The 20,968-nt window shown below is 63.8% G+C and carries 27 protein-coding genes; 12 read left to right on the top strand and 15 right to left on the bottom strand.

Going from position 1 to position 20,968, the window contains the following annotated elements; all coding sequences use genetic code 11:
* Positions 1-9: 9 nt before the first annotated feature.
* Positions 10-192 carry a hypothetical protein gene (locus VE26_RS14450; protein WP_152658860.1) on the bottom strand — a complete coding sequence of 61 codons (183 nt, stop codon included), beginning with the start codon at positions 190-192 and terminating at the stop codon, positions 10-12.
* On the opposite strand from VE26_RS14450, the gene VE26_RS14445 reads away from it, so the two are divergent.
* The 3 genes from VE26_RS14445 (at position 191) to dnaJ (ending at position 4,357) form a co-directional block, all read left to right on the top strand.
* The gene (locus VE26_RS14445) at positions 191-523 is read left to right on the top strand and encodes a hypothetical protein (protein WP_046105868.1); all 333 of its coding nucleotides are present in this window, start codon (positions 191-193) and stop codon (positions 521-523) included. The two genes, VE26_RS14450 and VE26_RS14445, sit on opposite strands and share 2 nt — an antisense overlap.
* A gap of 214 nt (positions 524-737) precedes the next feature.
* Positions 738-2,642 carry a molecular chaperone DnaK gene (gene dnaK, locus VE26_RS14440; RefSeq protein ID WP_046105867.1) on the top strand — a complete coding sequence of 635 codons (1,905 nt, stop codon included), beginning with the start codon at positions 738-740 and terminating at the stop codon, positions 2,640-2,642.
* Positions 2,643-3,217: 575 nt separating this feature from the next.
* A complete protein-coding gene (gene dnaJ / locus VE26_RS14435; protein ID WP_046105866.1) occupies positions 3,218-4,357 on the top strand; it encodes a molecular chaperone DnaJ in 1,140 nt (379 codons plus the stop codon).
* A 50-nt stretch (positions 4,358-4,407) separates the two neighbouring features.
* Here dnaJ and VE26_RS14430 read toward each other — a convergent pair whose 3' ends face one another.
* Positions 4,408-4,809 (bottom strand): VOC family protein, encoded by a 402-nt coding sequence (locus tag VE26_RS14430; RefSeq protein ID WP_046105865.1) that lies wholly within the window; start codon positions 4,807-4,809, stop codon positions 4,408-4,410.
* A 118-nt stretch (positions 4,810-4,927) separates the two neighbouring features.
* On the opposite strand from VE26_RS14430, the gene VE26_RS14425 reads away from it, so the two are divergent.
* From VE26_RS14425 to pyrF, 3 genes are all read left to right on the top strand, one after another.
* Positions 4,928-5,473: an NADPH-dependent FMN reductase gene (locus VE26_RS14425; protein WP_046105864.1), complete on the top strand. Its 546-nt coding sequence runs from the start codon at positions 4,928-4,930 to the stop codon at positions 5,471-5,473.
* A 1-nt stretch (position 5,474) separates the two neighbouring features.
* Entirely contained in the window at positions 5,475-6,080 is a 606-nt protein-coding gene (locus VE26_RS14420; RefSeq protein ID WP_152658896.1) for a histidine phosphatase family protein, read from the top strand.
* A 67-nt stretch (positions 6,081-6,147) separates the two neighbouring features.
* Positions 6,148-6,849, top strand: coding sequence for an orotidine-5'-phosphate decarboxylase (pyrF, locus tag VE26_RS14415; RefSeq protein WP_046105863.1), 702 nt, complete (start codon positions 6,148-6,150; stop codon positions 6,847-6,849).
* 40 nt (positions 6,850-6,889) lie between these two features.
* On the opposite strand, the gene VE26_RS14410 is transcribed toward pyrF, so the two are convergent.
* The 3 genes from VE26_RS14410 to nth all read right to left on the bottom strand — a co-directional run bounded on the left by VE26_RS14410 (position 6,890) and on the right by nth (position 9,315).
* Complete coding sequence (locus VE26_RS14410) at positions 6,890-7,894, bottom strand: adenosine kinase (RefSeq protein ID WP_046105862.1); 1,005 nt, start codon at positions 7,892-7,894, stop codon at positions 6,890-6,892.
* Between the two features lie 79 nt (positions 7,895-7,973).
* Positions 7,974-8,537: a TetR/AcrR family transcriptional regulator gene (locus VE26_RS14405; protein WP_046105861.1), complete on the bottom strand. Its 564-nt coding sequence runs from the start codon at positions 8,535-8,537 to the stop codon at positions 7,974-7,976.
* An 88-nt stretch (positions 8,538-8,625) separates the two neighbouring features.
* Positions 8,626-9,315, bottom strand: a complete 690-nt coding sequence (gene nth, locus VE26_RS14400) for an endonuclease III (RefSeq protein WP_046105860.1) — start codon at positions 9,313-9,315, stop codon at positions 8,626-8,628.
* A 48-nt stretch (positions 9,316-9,363) separates the two neighbouring features.
* Here nth and VE26_RS14395 point away from each other — a divergent pair, with 48 nt between their 5' ends.
* The 3 genes from VE26_RS14395 (at position 9,364) to VE26_RS14385 (ending at position 11,927) form a co-directional block, all read left to right on the top strand.
* Positions 9,364-9,843, top strand: a complete 480-nt coding sequence (locus tag VE26_RS14395; RefSeq protein ID WP_046105859.1) for a DUF2244 domain-containing protein — start codon at positions 9,364-9,366, stop codon at positions 9,841-9,843.
* A gap of 78 nt (positions 9,844-9,921) precedes the next feature.
* A complete protein-coding gene (locus tag VE26_RS14390) occupies positions 9,922-10,791 on the top strand; it encodes a methylated-DNA--[protein]-cysteine S-methyltransferase (protein ID WP_052715938.1) in 870 nt (289 codons plus the stop codon).
* 80 nt (positions 10,792-10,871) lie between these two features.
* On the top strand, positions 10,872-11,927 hold the full coding sequence (locus VE26_RS14385; RefSeq protein ID WP_046105857.1) for an AI-2E family transporter: 1,056 nt from the start codon (positions 10,872-10,874) through the stop codon (positions 11,925-11,927).
* Here VE26_RS14385 and VE26_RS14380 read toward each other — a convergent pair.
* On the bottom strand, positions 11,924-12,538 hold the full coding sequence (locus VE26_RS14380) for a 2,3-bisphosphoglycerate-dependent phosphoglycerate mutase (protein ID WP_046106393.1): 615 nt from the start codon (positions 12,536-12,538) through the stop codon (positions 11,924-11,926). The two genes, VE26_RS14385 and VE26_RS14380, sit on opposite strands and share 4 nt — an antisense overlap.
* A 16-nt stretch (positions 12,539-12,554) precedes the next feature.
* Positions 12,555-13,367: a 4-hydroxy-tetrahydrodipicolinate reductase gene (gene dapB, locus VE26_RS14375; RefSeq protein WP_046105856.1), complete on the bottom strand. Its 813-nt coding sequence runs from the start codon at positions 13,365-13,367 to the stop codon at positions 12,555-12,557.
* Between the two features lie 124 nt (positions 13,368-13,491).
* Here dapB and VE26_RS14370 point away from each other — a divergent pair, with 124 nt between their 5' ends.
* Complete coding sequence (locus tag VE26_RS14370; protein WP_046105855.1) at positions 13,492-13,842, top strand: VOC family protein; 351 nt, start codon at positions 13,492-13,494, stop codon at positions 13,840-13,842.
* A 99-nt stretch (positions 13,843-13,941) separates the two neighbouring features.
* Here the strand turns inward: VE26_RS14370 and coaA are convergent, their stop codons facing one another.
* The 8 genes from coaA to hisB form a co-directional block, all read right to left on the bottom strand.
* A complete protein-coding gene (coaA, locus tag VE26_RS14365; RefSeq protein ID WP_046105854.1) occupies positions 13,942-14,892 on the bottom strand; it encodes a type I pantothenate kinase in 951 nt (316 codons plus the stop codon).
* On the bottom strand, positions 14,892-15,206 hold the full coding sequence (locus VE26_RS14360) for a phosphoribosyl-ATP diphosphatase (protein ID WP_046105853.1): 315 nt from the start codon (positions 15,204-15,206) through the stop codon (positions 14,892-14,894). Before VE26_RS14360 ends, coaA begins: the two co-directional genes overlap by 1 nt.
* A 115-nt stretch (positions 15,207-15,321) precedes the next feature.
* Entirely contained in the window at positions 15,322-16,113 is a 792-nt protein-coding gene (gene hisF, locus VE26_RS14355; RefSeq protein ID WP_046105852.1) for an imidazole glycerol phosphate synthase subunit HisF, read from the bottom strand.
* 94 nt (positions 16,114-16,207) lie between these two features.
* The gene (locus tag VE26_RS14350; RefSeq protein ID WP_046105851.1) at positions 16,208-16,522 is read right to left on the bottom strand and encodes a hypothetical protein; all 315 of its coding nucleotides are present in this window, start codon (positions 16,520-16,522) and stop codon (positions 16,208-16,210) included.
* Entirely contained in the window at positions 16,519-16,770 is a 252-nt protein-coding gene (locus tag VE26_RS14345) for a hypothetical protein (protein ID WP_152658859.1), read from the bottom strand. The genes VE26_RS14350 and VE26_RS14345 overlap by 4 nt, the downstream gene beginning before the upstream one ends.
* 26 nt (positions 16,771-16,796) lie before the next feature.
* Complete coding sequence (gene hisA / locus VE26_RS14340) at positions 16,797-17,528, bottom strand: 1-(5-phosphoribosyl)-5-[(5-phosphoribosylamino)methylideneamino]imidazole-4-carboxamide isomerase (RefSeq protein ID WP_046106392.1); 732 nt, start codon at positions 17,526-17,528, stop codon at positions 16,797-16,799.
* Positions 17,525-18,178, bottom strand: a complete 654-nt coding sequence (gene hisH / locus VE26_RS14335) for an imidazole glycerol phosphate synthase subunit HisH (RefSeq protein ID WP_046105849.1) — start codon at positions 18,176-18,178, stop codon at positions 17,525-17,527. Before hisH ends, hisA begins: the two co-directional genes overlap by 4 nt.
* A 97-nt stretch (positions 18,179-18,275) precedes the next feature.
* A complete protein-coding gene (hisB, locus tag VE26_RS14330) occupies positions 18,276-18,863 on the bottom strand; it encodes an imidazoleglycerol-phosphate dehydratase HisB (protein ID WP_046105848.1) in 588 nt (195 codons plus the stop codon).
* A gap of 133 nt (positions 18,864-18,996) precedes the next feature.
* Here hisB and hslV point away from each other — a divergent pair, with 133 nt between their 5' ends.
* A complete protein-coding gene (gene hslV / locus VE26_RS14325) occupies positions 18,997-19,554 on the top strand; it encodes an ATP-dependent protease subunit HslV (RefSeq protein ID WP_046105847.1) in 558 nt (185 codons plus the stop codon).
* 70 nt (positions 19,555-19,624) lie between these two features.
* Positions 19,625-20,935 carry an ATP-dependent protease ATPase subunit HslU gene (gene hslU, locus VE26_RS14320; RefSeq protein WP_046105846.1) on the top strand — a complete coding sequence of 437 codons (1,311 nt, stop codon included), beginning with the start codon at positions 19,625-19,627 and terminating at the stop codon, positions 20,933-20,935.
* Positions 20,936-20,968: the final 33 nt, after the last annotated feature.

Below are 20,968 nucleotides of genomic sequence, written 5' to 3'. Positions count from 1 at the left end.
AGCGTGCTTCTAGGCGCTGCGGGCAGGGTTGGAAAGAGGTGATTCGGGAGCACGGATGGGCTGCTGATCACCGCAAAAGGTCAGGCGCATCGCGCCATCAACGATGATGCGAAAATCCAGTTGGCGGCGTTCGCGGCAAATGGCAGATATGAGGCGCTGGTGCGCGTGCACCGGCTTGAGGGTAATCATCATGAAAACGATCCTTGCGGGTGGCCTGGCCGCCCTTGTGCTCGTGGCCGGCATCCTGCCCGCCGCGGCACAGACCGTGGAATTCACGGTCATCAACAACAGCTCCTATGACCTGCATTATTTCTACACCACGCCCAGCAGTGAAAACAGCTGGGGCGAGGACCTCCTGGGCGATACCGGCGTGCTGTCTGCCGGCCACGAGGCCACCGCCACGATCGGCGATGGTTCGGACCAGTGTCTTTATGACTTCAAGTTCGTCATGGATAATGGCGCCGAGCTGATCGAGCCGAGCATCGATATCTGTACGCTGAGCAGCTACACGATCAACGACTGATCCCGAGCCGCCCGGTGCGCCGGGCGGCATTTCCTCTCGCGGCACCGGAAAATCTCCTCGCCGACGCGCTTGAAGCCCTTCCCGCACCCCCCTATATACGCCCCGAGGCCCGGCAACGGGCGATTTCCAAACCTACGAGGGACCCGACCCGAGAGGGGCACGAAGCTGCTTTCCAGGGCTTCGCCGCGGGTTCGCTGAAAGAGAGGCTAGTTAAATGGCAAAAGTTATCGGTATCGACCTCGGTACGACCAATAGCTGCGTGGCCGTGATGGACGGCAGCAATCCCAAAGTCATCGAAAATGCGGAAGGCGCACGCACCACGCCTTCCATGGTCGCCTTCTCCAAGGACGGCGAGCGCCTGGTGGGCCAGCCCGCCAAGCGGCAGGCCGTGACCAATCCCGAAGGCACCCTGTTTGCCGTCAAGCGCCTGATCGGCCGCCGTTATGACGACAAGGTCGTGGCCAAGGACAAGGGTCTCGTGCCCTTCAAGATCGTGTCCGCGGACAATGGCGATGCGTGGGTCGAAGCCTCGGGCGACAAGTTCTCGCCCAGCCAGGTGTCGGCCATGATCCTGCAGAAGATGAAGGAAACCGCCGAAAGCTATCTCGGCGAGACCGTCACGCAGGCCGTGATCACCGTGCCGGCCTATTTCAACGATTCGCAGCGCCAGGCGACCAAGGATGCCGGCAAGATTGCGGGTCTTGAAGTGCTGCGCATCATCAACGAGCCGACTGCGGCAGCCTTGGCCTATGGCCTCGACAAGAAGAACAGCGGCACCATCGCGGTCTATGACCTTGGCGGCGGTACCTTCGACGTGTCGATCCTCGAGATCGGCGACGGCGTCTTCGAAGTGAAGTCGACCAATGGCGACACGTTCCTGGGCGGCGAAGACTTCGACATGCGCCTCGTCGATTACCTCGCCGACGAGTTCAAGAAGGAACAGGGCATCGACCTGCGCGGCGACAAGCTGGCCCTGCAGCGTCTCAAGGAAGCCGCGGAAAAGGCCAAGATCGAACTCTCGAGCTCGACCCAGACCGAAATCAACCTGCCCTTCATCACTGCCGACGCTTCGGGTCCCAAGCACCTGACGCTGAAGCTCAGCCGTTCCAAGCTCGAATCGCTGGTCGATGACCTCATCACCCGCACCATCGAGCCCTGCAAGCAGGCCATGAAGGATGCCGGCGTGTCGGCCAGCCAGATCGACGAAGTCGTGCTGGTCGGCGGCATGAGCCGCATGCCCAAGGTGCAGGAAGCGGTCAAGCAGCTGTTCGGCAAGGAACCCCACAAGGGCGTGAATCCGGACGAAGTGGTGGCGCTGGGCGCTGCCATCCAGGGCGGCGTGCTGCAGGGCGACGTCAAGGACGTGCTGCTGCTCGACGTGACCCCGCTGTCGCTCGGCATCGAAACGCTCGGTGGCGTGTTCACGCGCCTCATTGATCGCAACACCACGATCCCGACCAAGAAGAGCCAGACCTTCTCGACCGCCGAGGACAACCAGAGCGCCGTGACCATCCGGGTGTTCCAGGGTGAGCGCGAAATGGCGGCGGACAACAAGCTGCTCGGTAATTTCGACTTGGCCGGCATCCCCCCCGCGCCGCGCGGCGTGCCGCAGATCGAGGTGACCTTCGACATCGACGCCAACGGCATCGTGAACGTGTCGGCCAAGGACAAGGGCACCGGCAAGGAGCAGCAGATCCGCATCCAGGCCTCGGGCGGTCTTTCGGACGCCGACATCGAGAAGATGGTCAAGGACGCCGAAGCCAATGCCGAAGCCGACAAGCGCAAGCGCGAGGCAGTAGAAGCCCGTAACCAGGCCGAAAGCCTGATCCACTCGACCGAAAAGTCGGTCGCCGATTATGGCGACAAGGTTTCGGCCGAGGACAAGGGCGCCATCGAGGCCGCCATCGCCGACCTCAAGTCGGTGCTGGAAGGAGACGATGCCGAGGCGATCAAGGAAAAGACCGCCAAGCTGGCCGAAGTGTCGATGAAGCTGGGCGAGGCGATGTACAAGGCCAGCCAGGATGAAGCCGAGGCCAAGGCCAATGGCACGCGCGACGAAGAAGACGACGATGTCGTCGATGCCGACTTCGAAGAGGTCAAGGACGACGACAAGAAGTAAGCCTTTTGTCTGAAACAGATGAAAGCCCCGGTGGAAACGCCGGGGCTTTTTTGTTGGGGATTGCCGGGGCAGGTGCGAAGCAGGGGGAGGCCGGCATTTGCGGGGCGTTGCTGCCAGTCGAGCGGCCACTCAGGCGTAGCTTTTGTGGCCTGCTTTGGCTTGCTCAGCGCCACTGGCGTTGCTTGACCTTCGGTGACGCCGCGCAGTCTCATGGCCTTCGCCCTTTAAGCGCTCCACTGGAGAGATCTGCCCTGCGGGACTATCCCGCCATTCAAGCGTAGCTCTCACGGCCTTCGCCCCTGAAATCTCTCCACTGGAGAGATTTCGCTGCGTAGCGGCCGGCTCTGCCATTCGAGCATAGCTCTCATGGCCTTCTCGCCTCAAATCTCTCCACTGGAGAGATTTGCCCTGCGGGACGGCTCGAAGTTTCACGTGAATCCTGTTCTGGTTGATCCCGACCTCTCCCCTTGCTAATACCCCCGCGCCTGCCCATATGCGGGGCAATGCCGGTTCGGCCGGCTTTTGTTTGTTCCGACGCGACGCCGAGGGTGGCGCGACCGAAGAGAGATTTGACCTTGTCCAAACGCGATTTCTACGAGGTGCTCGGCTGCCAGAAGGGCGCCGACGATGCCGCCCTCAAGAGCGCCTATCGCAAGCTCGCCATGCAGTTTCACCCCGATCGCAATCCGGGCAATGCCGAAGCGGAAGCCAAGTTCAAGGAAATCAACGAGGCCTATGACACGCTCAAGGACGGCCAGAAGCGGGCCGCCTATGACCGTTTCGGCCACGCCGCCTTCGAGAATGGCGGCGGTCGCGGCGGGCATGGCTTCGGGCCGGAATTCTCCTCGTCCATGTCCGATATTTTCGAAGACATCTTCGGCGACTTCATGGGCGGGGGCGGACGCCGCGGCGGCAATGCGGGTGGCGCGGCGCGTATGCGCGGCTCGGACCTGCGCTATAATCTCGAGATCGATCTCGAGGAGAGCTTTGAAGGCAGCACGGTGGAAATCGACGTGCCCAGCCTTGCCAGCTGCGAGACCTGCGACGGCTCGGGCGCCAAGCCCGGCACCGGCACCCATACCTGCCGGCAATGCAATGGCCACGGCAAGGTGCGCGCGGCGCAGGGCTTCTTCACCATCGAGCGGACCTGTCCGGTCTGCCAGGGGCGGGGCCAGATGATGGACCAGCCCTGTACCGATTGCGGCGGCCAGGGACGCCGGCAGCAGAACCGCAAGCTCTCGGTGGATATTCCCATGGGGATCGAGGACGGCACCCGCATTCGGCTGGCCAATGAGGGCGAGGCCGGCATCAGGGGCGGTCCGCCGGGCGATCTCTATATTTTCGTCTCGATCCGGCCGCACCAATTGTTCCAGCGTGACGGCGCCGATCTTTATGCGCGTGTGCCCATTGCCATGACGACGGCGGCCCTGGGCGGAGAATTCGAAGTGCCCACGCTCGACAATGCCCGCGCCAAGGTGAAGGTGCCGGTGGGTACGCAGCCGGGCCAGCGGGTGCGGCTCAAGGGCAAGGGCATGCCGGTCCTGCGCAGCAAGGACGTGGGCGACCTCTACGTGCAGCTCGATATCGAGACGCCGCAGAACCTTTCCAAGCGGCAGCGTGAATTGCTCGAGGAATTCGCCCGGCTCGAAACCGAGGAAACCAGCCCCAATTCGGGCGGCTTCTTCGACAAGCTCAAGAAGATGTTCGAGGCCTAAGGCGCAGTTGAAATCGCGCCAGTGGCGCGATTTGCCCTTCGGTACGGTTCTCAGGACATGCCGTTCATGTCCATCCAGACATATTCCCAGACATGGCCATCAACGTCCGCAATGGCGCGCGAATACATGAAGCCCATGTCCTGGGCCGGACGATATTCGCTGCCGCCAGCGCCAAGAGCGGCCGTTGCGATGGCATCGACGTCCTCCCGGCTGTCGCAGGACAGGGCATAGAGCGCCTGGGTCTGTTCCATGGGGTCGGGGATGGGCCGGGACGAGAATTGCCTGAACTTGTCGTGGGTCAGCACCATGAGGAAAATGGTCTCGCTGATGACGATGCAGGCGGCCGTCTCGTCGGTAAAGTCGGGATTGTGGCTGAAGCCGAGGGCCTTGTAATAGGCCATCGAGGCGGCGAGATCCCGCACGGGGACATTGACGAAGATCATCTTGGACATGGTGGTTTCCCTAGGTGAAGGCGCTGCTGCATGACGACCCCAATTGGCGGCGCCGTCAACGCTCTTGCCTAGACGAGCGACACTTGTCACTTTCGACAAGGCTGTTGCTGGAGGCAAAATGAAAAAGGCACTGACCCTGTCGGGGTCCATCCGCGCCGGGTCGCAAAATCGCAGGCTGCAAATGCTGATGGGCCGCAGATTGCGGGCAGCGGGGGTGGAGGTCAGCGATCTCGATCTGGGCGATTTTCCCATGCCGGTCTTCAACGAAGACCTCGAGCCCGACCAGGTGCCCGAGGCAGCGGGAGCACTGGCCCAGAAGTGGCGTGACGCGGACATCATCTTCATCGCGACTCCCGAATATAATGGCGGGCTGCCACCGCTGCTGGTTAATGTCATCACCTGGCTCAGCCGGCAGAAACCGAGCCCGTTCCGAAACGCCGTGTTCGGCATAGGCGGGGTGAGCTCGGGCAAATATGGGACGATCTGGGCGCTGAGCCACCTGCAGGACAGCCTGGGCAAGATGGGCGGGCTTGTGGCCCCGGGCCTGCTCGGCATCGGTCCGGCAGATGCCGCCTTCGACGAAAAGGGCGATCCGGTCGAGCCGGCGATCAACCGTAAAATCGAGACATTGGTGACAGACCTTGTCCGGATCAGCCGGGGATAAGGTGCGCGCACTCTATCTCAGCCATCCGCAGGTGCGCATGGACCCGGCCATTCCGGTGCCGCTCTGGGGTTTGTCCGATATCGGAAAGGCCCGGGCCGATGCTTTCGTGGCGCGCAGCCCGGGGCTGGTCGGCGCGGTGGTGTTTTCGAGCCGCGAGACCAAGGCGCTGGAGCTGGCGGAGCGGATTGCCGGGCGCAGCGGCACGCCGGTGCTGACCGACCACGACATGGGCGAGAACGACCGCAGCGCCACCGGCTTTCTGCCGCCGGCCCTGTTCGAGGACCATGCCGACCGGTTCTTCGCCGCGCCGGACCAGAGCGTCAATGGCTGGGAAAAAGCCCGCGCGGCCCAGGCCCGGATCGTTGCCAGCGTGCGCATGGCGCTGGCCTCGGTCCCGGCGGATGCGCGCGTCGTGTTCTGCGGCCATGGCGCGGTGGGCACGCTGCTCAAATGCCATGTGGCAGGCTTGCCGATTTCCCGCGCCGAAGACCAGAGCCGCAAGGGCGGGCTGGGTGGCGGCAACGGCTTTCTCTTCGATTTCACGACGCCGGCGTTGCTTATCGACTGGACGCCCTTCGAGGAGATCGGGCCGGACTGGTTCGACTGATGGCGCTTGCCGCGCCCGGCAATATGGTCTAGGCGAAGCGGAATACAGGACATCGCAGGAGACAAGAATGGCTGGCCAGCTGATCGTGGGGCTCGACGTTTCGACGCGCGCGCGCGCCGAGGAGATCGTCTCGTTGTTGGGCGATGCGGTGGATTTCTACAAGATCGGCTATCAGTGCTTCTATGGCGCGGACGGCTATGGGCTGGGCAAGGCGCTGCTGGCGGCGGGCAAGAAAGTGTTCTTCGACCTCAAGCTGCTCGACATCGACAACACGGTCGAAAAGGGCGTGGCGGCGATCGCCGAGACTGGCGCGACCATGCTCACCGTCCATGCCTATCCCAAGACCATGCGAGCCGCCGCCAAGGCCGCCACCGGCTCGGGCCTCTGCGTGCTGGGCGTGACGGTTCTCACCTCGATGGACGATGAGGATGTGAGGCAGGCCGGCTATGAGCGGGATGCGGCGGGACTTGTGGCCTTGCGGGCGCAGCAGGCGCGTGATGCGGGGATTGGCGGCGTGGTCGCCTCCCCGCACGAGGCCGAAATGGTGCGCGCGATCGTGGGGCCGGGCATGGCCGTCGTCACGCCCGGCATCCGGCCGGCCGGCGCTGAAAAGGGCGACCAGAAAAGGGTGATGGGCCCGGCCGAGGCCTTGGCCGCAGGCGCCTCTCACCTGGTGGTGGCCCGGCCGATCATCGAGGCAGCCGACCCGGCAGCGGCTGCGCGCGCCATTCTGGCGGAGATGGACGGCAAGCGGGTGAGTTTCGCCTGAGGTTTTAGGGAAGGCGAGGCCGGCCGGACCCTCGCGCGCCTTACCCGGCCAATCCGTGCCGCTGGGATAATTGGGCCAGATCGACCAGCGGCCGGGCGCCGATATGGCTGATCACCTCGGAAGCGGCCAGACATCCGGTCTTGAGGGCAGTCTCCATGTTCTGGCCGCGGGCGAGGCCGAGGAGGAAACCGGAGGCGAAGAGGTCGCCGGCGCCGGTGGCGTCCACAACCTTGTCGACAGGGAAGGCGGGGACGGAAATGACCTCGCCATTGCACACGGCCATGGCGCCATCGGCGCCCATGGTGATCGCGGCGATCTCGGCGTCCTTGGCAATTTCGCGCACCGCTTCGCCCAGATCGTCGGTCTGGTAGAGCGATTTCAGCTCGTGCACATTGGCAAAGACATAATCGATGGTCTTGGAGCGGATCAGGTCGAGGAATTCGGCGCGATAGCGATCGACGCAGAACGGATCGGAAAGCGTGAAGGCGGCGGCACGCTCATGCTTGTGGGCATAATGGGCGGCGAGAACAAAGGCCTTCTTGGCTTCCACCGGGTCCCAGAGAAAGCCTTCCATATAGGTGATGGCGGCGGCGCCGATCTCGTCGGGCTTGATATCGCGCTCGTTCAGTTCGTGGCAGGCACCGAGATAGGTATTCATCGTCCGCTCGCCATCGGGAGAGACGAAAATCATCGACCGTGCGGTCAGCGCGCCATTCTTGAGGCGGGACGTGGCATAATGGACGCCGATCTCGGCCAGATCGGTTTCGAAGACATCGCCGAGCGGATCATCGGCCACCTTGCCGATAAAGGCCGCGCGGCCGCCCAGGGAGGCCACGCCGGCTGCCGTGTTGCCGGCCGAGCCACCCGACACCTGCTGGCGGGACAGGGGCATCTTGCCATAGAGATCTTCAGCCCGGGTGCTGTCGATCAGGTGCATGATGCCTTCCTGCATGCCTTCGCGCTCGATGAAACCGGGTTCGACCGGAGCGATGATGTCGACGATGGCATTGCCGATGGTCAACACGTCGAAGCGGGTCTGGGTCATGGCGGGCAGGTCCGGCACTGATGGAAGGGGCGTGGCCGGTTTAGAGCAAGACGACAGGCCGGGCAATCATTTCGGGGGGCTAGAGCGAGCCGATGATCTCGGCCACCAGGGCCTCGCTGTCCTCGCCTGCCTGGATGGCGATCTGCCCGTCGAGCAAGAGCACGGCAAGCCCATGGACCTTGGCCCAGGCCGCCAGCGCCCGGATGCGCTGCCGAGAGCCCACGCCATCAATGGCCTGGCGCAGGGCGTCGAACGCCGTGTCGGCGGCGATGCGCAGGCCGGGGCGCGCCTCCTTTTTCAGCTGGGGCGAGAACATGAGCCGGAAGAGATTGGGATTGTGGAGGGCAAAAACCACGTAGGTCTTGCCCGTGGCGGCAAGCGGATCCTCGGGCCGACCGGCCATGACCGCCTGCATGCGCGCGGTCAATCGGGTGAAGCCGGTGACGGCCAGAGCTTCGAGCAGGGCGGCTCGGCTGTCGAAGTGACGATAGGGCGCGGCAGGGGACACGCCGATCGCGCGGGCCAGATCGCGGAGGCCAAGCCCGGCCTCACCCTGCTTTTCGAGCAGGATCAGCGCAGTTTCCAGCAGGGCCTGGCGCAGATTGCCATGATGATAGGGCGCGTTCTGAGGTGATGTAGACATTGCTTACTTGTGCAATCGCTATGTGATCGATGTCAACATCGAGGATTGCCACCCGCCGGGAGCAGGGTCTGCGCGGCGGAGCGATCGTCTAGACGTGCTTGGGCAAAAGGGTGTTGGGCGGGGGCGTCTTGGGTTCGAACCGGCACCATTGCGCGATCGGACAGCGCCAGCATTCGGGCTTGCGGGCCTTGCAGATATAGCGCCCATGCAGGATCAGCCAGTGATGCGCGTGCAGCATGAAGCGGGCCGGCACCTTCTTGTGCAGCGCCTTTTCCACCTCCAGCGGGGTCTTGCCGGGGGCAAGGCCGGTGCGATTGCCGACGCGGAAGAGATGGGTATCGACCGCGATGGTGGGCTGCTTGAACCAGATATTGAGCACCACATTGGCGGTCTTGCGGCCCACGCCGGGCAGGGCTTCGAGGGCGTCACGCGCCTCGGGCACCTCGCCACCATGCTGGTCGATCAGGATCTGGCTGAGCGCGAAGACGTTGCGGGCCTTGCCGCGAAACAGGCCGATGGTCTTGATATGGTCCTCGATGCCCTCGACGCCCAAAGCCACCATGGCGGCGGGCGAAGGCGCCAGCGCAAAGAGCTTTTTGGTCGCCTTGTTGACCCCGGCATCGGTGGCCTGTGCCGAGAGCACGACGGCCACCAGAAGGGTGAAGGCATTGACGTAGTCGAGCTCGCCCCGGGGCTCGGGCTCGATCTCGTGAAAGCGGGAAAAGATCGCCTCCGCGTCTGCCCGGCTGAGAGCCTTCACTTTTTTTGGCGGCACCATTCTCTCGCTCTCGATTCTCTGCCAGTATTTCGACCAAGAGAGTCCGTGATGCAAGCCACCAAGACCACACCATTGTTTGCGGCCACGCTGCGGCCCGACCGATCGCTTCGCGCGGCCGGCGGCTGGATCGGGCTCGTCGTGGCGGGCTTGCTGGGCGCACCCCTCCTTGTGGCTATGCCCGAATTCGTCGTGCCGGGCCTGGCGGCCTATGGCATGGCAGGCGGCGGGCTCGTAGCCTTCGGCCTGCGCCAGCGCCGCCGCGGCAGCCAGTTCCAGCAGGTGACGCTCTGGACCGACCAGCTCGAAATCACCGCAGCATTGCCGGGCAAGGACAAGGTGCTCCAGCGCTTCGAACCCGCAACAGTGCGGCTGCGGCTCAGCCGGGATGGCTTCGAACGCACGACCGGAATTTTCCTGCGCCACGAGACCGGCGAGATCGAATTGGGCAGCTTCCTGTCCCGGGATGACAAATCCAGTTTCGCGCGTGCCTTCGGCGCCGCCTTGCGCAAGGCGCGCCGCAGCGCCTGATCGGCGTCAAATCCGGGTCGTCCGCGCCCGCCTTGCCGGGCTAAGAAGAGCGCGATCAAGAGAAGGGAAGATCCGGACATGAACCAGCGTCCCATGCTCGCGCCCGAAAGCGATTACGACATTGTCCGCGCCGCCATCCGCTATCTCAGCGAGACCGGACCGGACCATACCGACCTTGCCGCCTTCGCGCGGGCCATGGGCCTCAGCGAGCGGCAATTGACCGATCTCTTCCGGCGCTGGTGCGGTCTGTCGCCCAAAAGCTTCTCCCAGGCCGTGGCGCTCGATCACGCCAAGAGCCTTTTGCGTGACCAGGCCAGCGTGCTCGAGGCGACCTATGAGGTGGGCCTGTCCTCGACATCGCGGCTGCACGACCTGTTCGTCACCTATGAGGCCATGCCCCCGGGCGCCTTTCGCGCCGGCGGGGCCGGCATGGACATGGTCTGGGGGGTGGCGCCCTCGCCGTTCGGCACCGCCGTGGCGACGGCAACCGAATATGGTATTTCGGGGCTGGGTTTTGCCGATGCCGAGACCAGCGTCGAGGCGGCACTGGCGGACCTTGCCAATCGCTGGCCGCAGGCACGCTTCAGTCGCGACGATGCCCGCATCGCCCCCCTTGTCCAGCCGATCTTCGATCCGGCGCGATGGTCGGCCGAAAGGCCGGTGCGGGTGGTTCTGATCGGCACCGATTTCGAGGTCAAGGTCTGGGAAACGCTGCTCAAGATCCCGGTGGGCCGGGCCACCACCTATGCCAGCGTGGCCCGCCATATCGGACGACCCTCGGCCTCGCGCGCCGTGGGGGCCGCGGTGGGCAAGAACCCGATCAGCTTCGTCGTTCCCTGCCACCGCGTCGTGGGCGCGTCCGGGGCGTTGACGGGCTATCACTGGGGCGTGCCGCGCAAGCGCGCCATTCTGGGCTGGGAAGCGGGCGTGATCTCCACGGCGACATGAGGCGACGGCATTTGGCTCTGGCATGGAACCCTCCGCCCATGCGAAGCTTTCGCATGGGCCATTAAAGCAGTGGAGGGCATATGCCGGCAGATACACGCGCCATCGTCACCGGAATCGTTCTGGCCGCTGGCCTCATTCTGGCCTGGTACCTGTCCCACACCCTGCTGATCATCTTTGCCGGTGTTTTGATCGCCTGCGTATTGGACGCGGCCGTGCGCGGATTGCGGCTGATCCTGCCGGCGCCGCGGCCGGTGCTCCTGGCCATTGTCAGCATCCTCGTCCTGGTCGTGGTGCTGGTCGCCCTGTCGCTGGGCGGGGTGAGCCTCATCCTCAGCCTCCAGGACCTCTGGCGCATGCTGGTGCGCGAGGTGAGCCGGCTTTATGGCCTCGCCGTCGAAAGCGGGGTGGTGGACGAACTCGACCGCAGCCAGATCGAGGCGATGCTGCAGAATTTCTTCCCCGATCCGGGCGGCATCTTCAACGAAGCCCGCTCGTTCTTCGGCAGCACGATCGGGGTGGTGGGCGACGTCGTGGTCATCCTGTTCCTCGCGCTGTTCTTTGCCATCAATCCCACCGCCTATCGCGATGGCTTCCTGCTGCTCATGCCGCAAAAGCACCGTCCGCGCCTTCTCGAGGCTCTGGGCGCCACCGGCGAGGCGTTGCGCGGCTGGATGGTGACGCAATTGGCGATGATGGTGCTGATCGGCTCACTGATGGGGCTGCTGCTCTGGGCGCTGGGCGTGCCCAATGCCCCGATCCTGGCGCTGCTCTCGGGTGCGCTCAACTTCATCCCGTTCCTGGGGCCGATCTTTTCGGCTGTACCGGTGCTGCTGACGCTGGCCGCGCAGGATACCAATACGCTGATCCTGGGCGCGATCGGCCTGCTGCTGATCCAGAATCTTGAGGGCTATATCCTGACCCCGATGCTGCAGCAGCGCATCATCAAGCTGTCTCCGGCCTGGTCGCTGAGCATCATGGCGATCATGGGGAGCCTGTTCGGCATTGTCGGCATCGCCTTGGCGACGCCGGTCTATGCGGTGTTGCGCGTGCTGACGCTCAAGCTCTATGTCGAGCCGCGCGAGGGCAGGGCGGTGCTGTTCGAGGACAAAAGCCCCGCCCCGCGCCTCGAAGGCTAGAGCGTGACGGTTTCGGCCAGGGCGCCGTCGGCACCGATCCGGTAGACGGTGGGTTCGCCGGTGGCGATCTCGCGGGCGAGGATCTGCTCGGGGGTAAGGCCCTCGATGGCCATGACCAGAGCGCGCAGCGAATTGCCATGGGCGGCGACAAGCACGGTCTTGCCGGCCTTGAGCTGGGGCAGGATCTCGGCCTCGTAATACGGCAGCGTGCGGGCCGCAGTGTCCTTGAGCGATTCCCCGCCCGGAGGCGGCACATCATAGGACCGGCGCCAAATCAGCACCTGGTCTTCGCCCCATTTGGCGCGGGCGTCGTCCTTGTTGAGGCCGGAGAGATCGCCGTAATCGCGCTCGTTGAGCGCCACGTTGCGGGTGATGGTGACGTTCTGAATCCCCATTTCCTCGAGCATCAGGTCGAGCGTGTGCTGGGCACGGCGCAGGCCGGACGTGTAATAGAGATCGGGCACGATGCCGGCGGCCTTGAGCGCCTTGCCGGTGGCACGGGCCTCGCCCTCACCCTTTTCCGTCAGGTTGGGATTGCGCCAGCCGGTGAAGAGATTTTCGAGGTTCCATTCGCTCTGGCCGTGGCGAACGAGAATGAGCGTGCCGGTCATGTCTTTGTCCTGTGGTTCAATCGGAAAGGCCGAGCACATCGGCCATGGAATAAAGGCCCGGCTTTTGCCGGTGGGCCCAGAGCACCGCCAGGACGGCGCCATTGGCATAGATGGTGCGATCCTGGGCACGATGGGTCAATTCGATCCGCTCGGAGGGTCCGGCCAGGATCACGCTGTGGTCGCCGATGACATTGCCGCCGCGCAGGGTGGCAAAGCCGATCGTGCCGGCCTCGCGCGGGCCGGTATGGCCGTCGCGGACGCGCACCGCATTATCCTTGAGCGAAATCTGGCGACCCCGGGCGGCCGCTTCGCCGAGCATCAGCGCCGTGCCCGAAGGGGCATCGACCTTGAGATTGTGATGCATTTCAAGAATTTCGACGTCATAGGACGAGAGGGCCGCGGCAGCCTTTTCGACAAGGACCGCCAGAGCGACCATGCCGGGCGAGAAATTGCCCGACTTGACGATTCGGGCGCCATCGCGGCCGGCCTGGGCGATGGCTTCGTCCTCCGCCTCGAGGCACCCGGTGGTGCCGATGACATGGACGAGCCCGCGCGAAGCGGCTTGGCGCGCCAGGGCCACGCTGGCGACGGGAGCGGAAAAATCGATGATCGCGTCTGCCTGGTCGAGCAGGGGGACCACATTGTCGGTCAAGACAACGCCCAGCGCCTCGATGCCGGCCAGCGTGCCGGCGTCACAACCCAGCGTGTCAGCGCCGGACCGATCCAGGGCCCCAACCAGTTCAAGCCCGGGATGGGCCGCCACGGCCCGGATATTGGCCGCACCCATGCGCCCGCCGGCACCGGCAATGATGATGCGCAACTGGGTCATGACACAAACTCCCTCGACATGCCCCCGCCTATAGCAGTGCAGGGGCCTTCCGCCAACAGGACTGGCCACGGCGACCCACTGTGTTACTCTCGATCAAAAGCAAGAAGAGAAAGTGGACCTGTCCATGACCCTCACGAACGTGCTGGCCGGGATCGCCGTCGAAGATCTCGGCAATTCCCTGGTCTGGTATGAATATCTGTTCGGGCGCACCGCCGATGCGCGCACCATGACCGACGTGGCCGAATGGAAACTGCCCGGTGGTGGCTGGGTGCATGTGATGAGCGACGAGGACCGGGCCGGCGCCAGCGTGATCATGCTCATCGTCGACGATATCGCCGAAGAGCTGGCCCGGCTCGAAATGCACGGCATCAAGCCGGTGGCCAAGGCTTTCGGGGATTTCTTCAAGACCGCCAAGCTGCGCGATCCGGACGGCAACCTGATCATCCTGAGCCAGCCACAGCCGGGGACATATTAGCAGAAAGGCGAGGACGCTATTGCCGGCCCAGCCGAGCAATGACGGTGGTCTTGAAGCACGGCCTCCATTTGAGCCTCGCACATCCTTGTGGTCGAACGCCTATAGTCTGCGGAGCTTGACGTCCTCGACGCGGTGATCCTTGCCCTTCTTGAGGATGAGGTCGGCCCGGCCACGGGTGGGCAGGACGTTTTGGAGCAGGTTGGGGAGGTTGATGGTCTGCCAGATATTGCGGCCGAAGGCACCGGCCTCTTCCTCGCTCATTTCGGAGAATTTGCGGAAGAAGGACGTGGGATCGCGAAAAGCGGTTTCGCGCAGCCGGAAAAAGCGGATGACGTACCAGTCGCGCAGGTCCTCGACATCGGCGTCGATGTAGATGGAAAAATCGATGAAATCGGAGGCGAAGAGGATGGGGGTGCCATCACGTGGAAGATCGCCCGGCTGCAGGATATTGAGCCCTTCGACGATCAGAATGTCCGGCCGGTCGATGAGCACTTCCTCGCCTGGAACCACGTCATAGACGAGGTGGGAATAAACTGGCACCGACACCTTCGCCTTGCCGGACTTGATATCGGCGAGAAACTTGACGAAGCGGGCGCGATCGTAGCTTTCGGGAAAGCCCTTGCGCTGCATGAGCCCGCGCTCTTCGAGCACGCGATTGGGATGCAAAAAGCCGTCGGTGGTGACGAGGTCCACCTTGGGGCTGGAGGGCCAGCGCGACAACAGCGCCTGCAGGATGCGCGAGGTGGTGGACTTGCCCACCGCAACCGACCCGGCGACGCCGATGATGAAGGGCACCTTGTCGCCCGGCGTATTGAGAAAGCGCGTCGCGACCTGGTTGAGGCCCTGGATGGCCTCGACATAATAGGACAGGAGCCGGGAGAGGGGCAGATAGATTTCCTCGGCTTCCGCCAGGGAGATCGGATCGGTCAGGGCGCGCAGGCGCTTGATGTCGTCCTCGTTCAGGGTCATCAGCTGGCCGTCGCGCAGCTTGGCCCATTCGGCCTTGGTGAAGTGACGATAGGCGTCGGGGGCGGGAGCGCGCTTGGCCATCATTGTTCCTTGCGGGCAGCTTTTTCGGCCAGGCCCGACTGGGCGGTGCGGGTATCGAGTTCGGCCATAATTTCGGCAAGGGGCACATCGGCCGCCCGCAGCACGACCAGGAGGTGATAGAGCAGGTCAGCGCTTTCCTTGACCAGCTCGGCGCGGTCATTGCTGACCGCGGCAATGACCGCTTCGGTCGCTTCTTCGCCCAGCTTTTGTGCCGTCTTGGCGATACCGCGCGCAATCAGCCTGGCCGTATAGCTCTCTTCGGGGGACGCAGCCGCGCGCAGCGCGATACGGGCTTCAAGGTCTTCGAGTGTCATTGTCGTCCCACCCTCTGGGCGTACCCCGGCATGAGCCGGGGCCCAACTTGTCTTGTCACGGCTTAGAGCAAAAAAACCGGGCGGCGTCACTCAGACTTAAGCGGCCGGCCATTCGTTAGTTGAGCGGACCGTCCGCGAAGTCCATGCGCATGGCAATGCCATGGTCGGCCATATAGGTCTTGGCCTGGGGAATCGTGAAGGTACCGAAATGAAAGATGGACGCGGCCAGAACCGCGCTGGCGTGGCCCTGGGTGACGCCCTCGACCAGATGCTGCAGGGTGCCGACGCCACCGGAGGCGATGACCGGGACTTCGACGCTGTCGGCAATGGTTCGGGTCAATTCGAGATCGAAGCCCGACTTGGTGCCGTCGCGGTCCATCGAGGTCACCAGCAATTCCCCGGCCCCCCGCTCGACCATGCGGGCGGCGAATTCCACCGCATCGATGCCGGTGGGCTTGCGGCCGCCATGGGTGTGGATTTCCCAGCCATTGGCGCCATTCGCACGCCGCTTGGCGTCGACCGAGACGACGATGCATTGATTGCCGAACTTGTCGGCGGCGCGCGCGATGAAATCGGGGTCGTTCACGGCAGCGGAATTGATCGCCACCTTGTCGGCTCCAGCCAGCAGCAGCTTGCGAATGTCCTCGACGGTGCGGACACCGCCGCCCACCGTGACCGGCATGAAGCAGTGCTCGGCCGTGCGGGCGACCACGTCGAATATGGTGTCGCGTCCCTCATGGCTGGCAGTGATATCGAGAAAGGTCAATTCATCGGCGCCGGCCGCGTCATAAGCCATTGCCGCCTCGACCGGATCGCCGGCATCGACGAGATCGACGAAATTGACGCCTTTGACCACACGGCCGCCGGCGACGTCCAGACAGGGAATGATGCGGGTCTTGAGGCTCACCGGCGGCTTCCTTTTGCGTTGTGCGCGTCCTCGCTGCGCTCCGGGCGACGCGGGCGGGGAACGTCCAGACGGGGAGTGATGCGGATCTTGAGGCTCATGGCGTTCGGGCTTTCTGCCGCCAGGCGAAATAGTGAATGAGGAGCATAACCAGCCAGACGATCAGCGCACCGCCGCCAAGCGGAATGGTGGCAAGCATGAACCAGCCGAAGACGCCGGTTGTATAGAGCAGACCACCCCAATCCATGCCCAGAACCATGCATGTATGGATGGTCGCCTCATTGACGGTGCAGCCATTGGCGTCTGCCACCAGATAGGTGAAATAGACCGAGATCAGCGGCGCCAGGGTGAAGAGCACGATCAGGGTGAAAAGGACGACATAAAGGCGCCAGGGAAAGGGCTTGGCGTTCATGGGCGCTCCCCCTTGCGGCGAAAATAGACCAGGAGATGGATGGCAAAGATCGCCGTCCAGAAGAGGAAGAGCAGCGGGCCGAGCGCGACCGGCGCCATGACCAGCCAACCCATCACACCCCAGCCGGCCATGAGATCGGTCAGACCGATCTGGGCGCCCGGCTGCTGCGCATTGGCCAAAGCAACCCAGATGACCGGCGACATGGCGAACAACCCGATCAGGCAGAAGACGACGATGTGTCCCAGCAAGGGAAACCGCTTCTGCCGCTCGCGCATCAGGCAGCGGCCCTCAGCATGGCCAATGCTTCACGTGAATCAATGCGCCCGTCATAGAGGGCCCGGCCGGATATGGCGCCCTCGAGCACCTGATAATCGGGCCGCGTCATGCGCTCGATGTCCTCCATCGACGCCAAGCCTCCAGAGGCGATGACCGGGATCGACGTGGCGCGCGCCAGCTCGAGGGTCGAATCCCAGTTGATGCCGGCCAGGACCCCGTCGCGATCGATATCGGTATAGATGATGGCAGCGACGCCGGCGCCTTCGAAGCGCTTGGCCAGTTCAATGACCGACAGCTCGGAGGTTTCCGCCCAGCCCTCGACGGCCACCATGCCGCCCTTGGCATCGGTGCCGACGGCGACCTGCCCGGGCCATTTGCGCGCCGCTTCCTTGACCAGGTCCGGATCGCGCACCGCCACGGTACCCAGGATGACGCGGGCCAGGCCCCGCTCGAGCCAGGATTCGATATGGGCGAGGGTGCGGATCCCGCCGCCAAGCTGCACCGGGAATGTCACGCTTTTGAGAATGGCCTCCACAGCCGCGCCATTGACGCTTTCGCCGGCAAATGCGCCGTTGAGATCGACGACGTGGAGATAGTCAAAACCCTCGTCCTCGAAGCTCTTTGCCTGGGCGGCAGGATCGTCGTTGAAGACGGTGGCCTGCTCCATGTCGCCCAGCTTGAGGCGCACGCACTGGCCGTCCTTGAGGTCGATGGCGGGAAAAAGGATCATGGAGACCATCCCAGAAAGTTTTCGATCAGCTTCAATCCCAAAGCCTGGCTTTTTTCAGGGTGGAACTGGGTGCCGAAGATGTTGTCGCGGCCGACACAGGCGGTCAGAGCCCCGCCATAATCCGTGGTGGCCACGAGGTGGGCGGGATCGGCGGTCCTGAGGTGATAGGAATGGACGAAATAGGCATGGAGCCCGTCGGGACCATCGGCAATGCCGGCCATGAGGGCATGGGGGCGGGTCACGGCAATATTGTTCCAGCCCATATGCGGGATCTTGAGCGCCGGATCGGCCGGGGCGATCTTCTCGACGGCACCGGGAACCCAGCCAAGGCCTTTGGTCACCGTCTTTTCGCGGCCCTCGCTGGCCAGAAGCTGCATGCCGACGCAGACCCCCAGGAACGGCGTGCCACCCTTGATCACCTTTTCATCGAGCATGTCGATCATGCCGGGCACCGCGTTCAGCCCCGCCATGCAATCGGCGAAGGCCCCGACGCCGGGCAGCATGATGCGATCGGCGTTGCGGACCATTTCGGGATCGGCGGTGACAACAATCTTGTCGCCCTTGCCGCGCTCATGGGCCACGCGCTCGAAAGCCTTGGCGGCTGAACGCAGATTGCCCGCGCCGTAATCGATGATGGCTATGGTGCTCATGGCATATTCTCCACGACCCCGATGTCATCCCAGCCCGCGCCGGGGTGACGATCCAGTTCCCGGCTGACTTAGTGCAAAAGCACGTCCAGTGAAAGCCTTAGAGCGTACCCTTGGTGCTGGGCACCGCGTCGCTCATGCGCGGATCGATCTCGATGGCGTCGCGCAGGGCGCGGGCCACGGCCTTGAACATGGACTCGGCCAGATGGTGGTTGTTGTCGAAGTAGAAGTTTTCGATGTGGAGCGTGATCCCGGCATTGACCGCGAAAGCCTGGAAGAATTCGCGGAACAGCTCGGTGTCGATATCGCCGATCTTGCCCTGGCTGAACTCGGCCCGGAAGACGAGGAAGGCGCGGCCCGATACGTCCAGCGCCGCGCGGGTCAGTGTGCCGTCCATGGGCAGGTCCGAGGAGGCATAGCGGCGGATGCCCTTCTTGTCGCCCAGCGCTTCCCTGATGGCCTGGCCGAGCGCGATGCCGACATCCTCGACCGTGTGGTGGCTGTCGATGTGCAGGTCGCCCTTGCAGGTGACCTTCATGTTGATCAGCGAATGACGGGCGAGCTGGTCCAGCATGTGGTCGAAAAAGCCAACGCCGGTCTTCATCTCGTGCTTGCCGGTGCCGTCGAGATCGATCGAGACGGCAATCTCGGTCTCGTTGGTCTTGCGGGCGATGGTGCTCTTGCGCATGGCTTTGTCTCCGGCGGTCGGCGGGTGACTAGCAGATAGGCACGACGGCGTGAAGATTGGGTTAGGGCGCACTTGGTTGCAATCGTGGGCCGGGCCCCTAAATATCACTCAACAGTTCGGAGTACTTCCCCCAATGAGTGAACACACAAATCCCGGGTGGCACGGGACGACGATCGTTTCCGTACGCAAGGGCAACAAGGTCGTGGTGGCCGGCGATGGCCAGGTTTCCATGGGCCCTACGGTCATGAAGCACGGCGCCAAGAAGGTGCGTCGCCTGGCCGATGGCAAGGTGATCGGCGGCTTTGCCGGCTCCACTGCTGACGCCTTTACGCTGTTCGAGCGGCTCGAAGCCAAGCTGGTGCAATATCCCGACCAGCTGATGCGCGCCGCGGTCGAACTGGCCAAGGACTGGCGCACCGACCGCTATCTGCGCAAGCTCGAAGCCATGATGATCGTGGCCGACAAAAAGGACACCTTGGTCCTGACCGGCAATGGCGACGTGCTGACGCCGGACCATGGCGTCATCGCCATCGGCTCGGGCGGCAATTACGCCCATTCGGCAGCACTTGCCCTGCACCAGGCGACCGAACTCGATGCCGAAGAGATCGCCCGCCGGGCCATGAAGATCGCCGAGGAAATCTGCGTCTATACCAATGGCAATGTGACGGTCGAAACCATCGAGCTCAGCTAAGGAACGGCGTGCCGGCCAATTGGCGGCACCCAGAAGGACCGGCTCGATGAGCGGTCCGGAAAGACGAATAATGACTGAAACCAATTTTTCCCCGCGCGAGATCGTTTCCGAGCTCGACCGCCATATTGTCGGCCAGGCCGACGCCAAGCGCGCCGTCGCCGTGGCGCTGCGCAATCGCTGGCGCCGCCAGCAATTGCCGCCCGAATTGCGGCGTGAGGTCAGCCCCAAGAACATCCTGATGATCGGACCGACGGGCGTCGGCAAGACCGAGATTTCACGCCGCCTCGCCCGCCTGGCCCAGGCACCTTTCGTAAAGGTGGAAGCGACCAAGTTTACCGAGGTCGGCTATGTCGGCCGCGACGTCGAGCAGATCGTGCGGGACCTCGTGGAAGCCGGCATCACCGTCCTGCGCGACAAGCGTCGCCGGGACGTGCAGGCGCAGGCTCACCATAATGCCGAAGAGCGGGTGCTCGATGCGCTGGTGGGCACTTCGGCCACGCCGTCGACCCGCGACAGCTTCCGCAGGAAGCTGCGGGAAAACGAGCTCGACGACAAGGAAATCGAGATCGAGATGCAGCCGGCGGCCAATACCGGGGGCTTTGACATTCCCGGCATGCCCAATGGCGGCATCGGCATGATCAACCTTTCCGACATGTTCAAGCAGGCCATGGGCGGGCGCGGGGTCAAGCGCAAGATCAAGGTCAAGGACGCCTATGAGCCGCTGGTGGCCGAGGAGGCCGACAAGCTGCTCGACCAGGATCAGCTCAAGAGCGAAGCCATCGAGCTGGTGGAAAACCACGGCATCGTCTTCATCGACGAAATCGACAAGGTGGCGGCCCGCGAGGGCGGCGTGCAGGGCGGGCCCTCGCGCGAGGGCGTGCAGCGAGACCTGCTGCCACTGATCGAAGGCACGACAGTTGCCACCAAATACGGACCGGTCAAGACCGACCATATCCTCTTCATCGCCTCCGGCGCCTTCCATGTGAGCAAGCCAAGCGACCTGCTGCCCGAATTGCAGGGCCGCCTGCCCATCCGGGTAGAGCTCAAAGCGCTGACACGCGAGGATTTCATCGGCATTCTCAATGACACAGAAGCCAGCCTCATCAAGCAATATGTGGCGCTGATGGGCACTGAAGGGCTGACGCTCGAGATCACGCAGGATGCGATCGAAGCAATCGCCGACGCGGCGGTGACGGTCAATTCCAGTGTCGAGAACATCGGTGCCCGGCGTCTGCAGACGGTGATGGAGCGGCTGGTGGAAGAAATTTCCTTCGATGCGCCGGACCGGGCCGGCCAGACCGTCAAGATCGACGCTGCCTTCGTGCGCGAGAAGGTCGGCGTCCTGGCCGGAGATACCGATCTCAGCAAGTTCGTGCTCTAGGCTGACGCAATGCACCCGGCCCCCCTTCTCCCC

Origin of the sequence: Devosia chinhatensis (assembly GCF_000969445.1) — a bacterium.
In the GTDB taxonomy this organism is placed as follows: domain Bacteria; phylum Pseudomonadota; class Alphaproteobacteria; order Rhizobiales; family Devosiaceae; genus Devosia; species Devosia chinhatensis.
The sequence above is the reverse complement of the archived record's forward strand: the minus strand, read 5'-3'. Positions and strand labels throughout refer to the sequence as shown.

Bases quoted from the DNA above. Each gene is read 5' to 3' on its own strand.
- VE26_RS14445 (WP_046105868.1), top strand. From the start codon at position 191: ATGAAAACGATCCTTGCGGGTGGCCTGGCCGCCCTTGTGCTCGTGGCC.
- VE26_RS14450 (WP_152658860.1), bottom strand. From the start codon at position 192: ATGATGATTACCCTCAAGCCGGTGCACGCGCACCAGCGCCTCATATCT.
- dnaK (WP_046105867.1), top strand. From the start codon at position 738: ATGGCAAAAGTTATCGGTATCGACCTCGGTACGACCAATAGCTGCGTG.
- VE26_RS14430 (WP_046105865.1), bottom strand. From the start codon at position 4,809: ATGTCCAAGATGATCTTCGTCAATGTCCCCGTGCGGGATCTCGCCGCC.
- VE26_RS14425 (WP_046105864.1), top strand. From the start codon at position 4,928: ATGAAAAAGGCACTGACCCTGTCGGGGTCCATCCGCGCCGGGTCGCAA.
- pyrF (WP_046105863.1), top strand. From the start codon at position 6,148: ATGGCTGGCCAGCTGATCGTGGGGCTCGACGTTTCGACGCGCGCGCGC.
- VE26_RS14410 (WP_046105862.1), bottom strand. From the start codon at position 7,894: ATGACCCAGACCCGCTTCGACGTGTTGACCATCGGCAATGCCATCGTC.
- VE26_RS14405 (WP_046105861.1), bottom strand. From the start codon at position 8,537: ATGTCTACATCACCTCAGAACGCGCCCTATCATCATGGCAATCTGCGC.
- nth (WP_046105860.1), bottom strand. From the start codon at position 9,315: ATGGTGCCGCCAAAAAAAGTGAAGGCTCTCAGCCGGGCAGACGCGGAG.
- VE26_RS14395 (WP_046105859.1), top strand. From the start codon at position 9,364: ATGCAAGCCACCAAGACCACACCATTGTTTGCGGCCACGCTGCGGCCC.
- VE26_RS14390 (WP_052715938.1), top strand. From the start codon at position 9,922: ATGAACCAGCGTCCCATGCTCGCGCCCGAAAGCGATTACGACATTGTC.
- VE26_RS14385 (WP_046105857.1), top strand. From the start codon at position 10,872: ATGCCGGCAGATACACGCGCCATCGTCACCGGAATCGTTCTGGCCGCT.
- VE26_RS14380 (WP_046106393.1), bottom strand. From the start codon at position 12,538: ATGACCGGCACGCTCATTCTCGTTCGCCACGGCCAGAGCGAATGGAAC.
- dapB (WP_046105856.1), bottom strand. From the start codon at position 13,367: ATGACCCAGTTGCGCATCATCATTGCCGGTGCCGGCGGGCGCATGGGT.
- VE26_RS14370 (WP_046105855.1), top strand. From the start codon at position 13,492: ATGACCCTCACGAACGTGCTGGCCGGGATCGCCGTCGAAGATCTCGGC.
- coaA (WP_046105854.1), bottom strand. From the start codon at position 14,892: ATGGCCAAGCGCGCTCCCGCCCCCGACGCCTATCGTCACTTCACCAAG.
- VE26_RS14360 (WP_046105853.1), bottom strand. From the start codon at position 15,206: ATGACACTCGAAGACCTTGAAGCCCGTATCGCGCTGCGCGCGGCTGCG.
- VE26_RS14350 (WP_046105851.1), bottom strand. From the start codon at position 16,522: ATGAACGCCAAGCCCTTTCCCTGGCGCCTTTATGTCGTCCTTTTCACC.
- hisA (WP_046106392.1), bottom strand. From the start codon at position 17,528: ATGATCCTTTTTCCCGCCATCGACCTCAAGGACGGCCAGTGCGTGCGC.
- hisH (WP_046105849.1), bottom strand. From the start codon at position 18,178: ATGAGCACCATAGCCATCATCGATTACGGCGCGGGCAATCTGCGTTCA.
- hisB (WP_046105848.1), bottom strand. From the start codon at position 18,863: ATGCGCAAGAGCACCATCGCCCGCAAGACCAACGAGACCGAGATTGCC.
- hslV (WP_046105847.1), top strand. From the start codon at position 18,997: ATGAGTGAACACACAAATCCCGGGTGGCACGGGACGACGATCGTTTCC.
- hslU (WP_046105846.1), top strand. From the start codon at position 19,625: ATGACTGAAACCAATTTTTCCCCGCGCGAGATCGTTTCCGAGCTCGAC.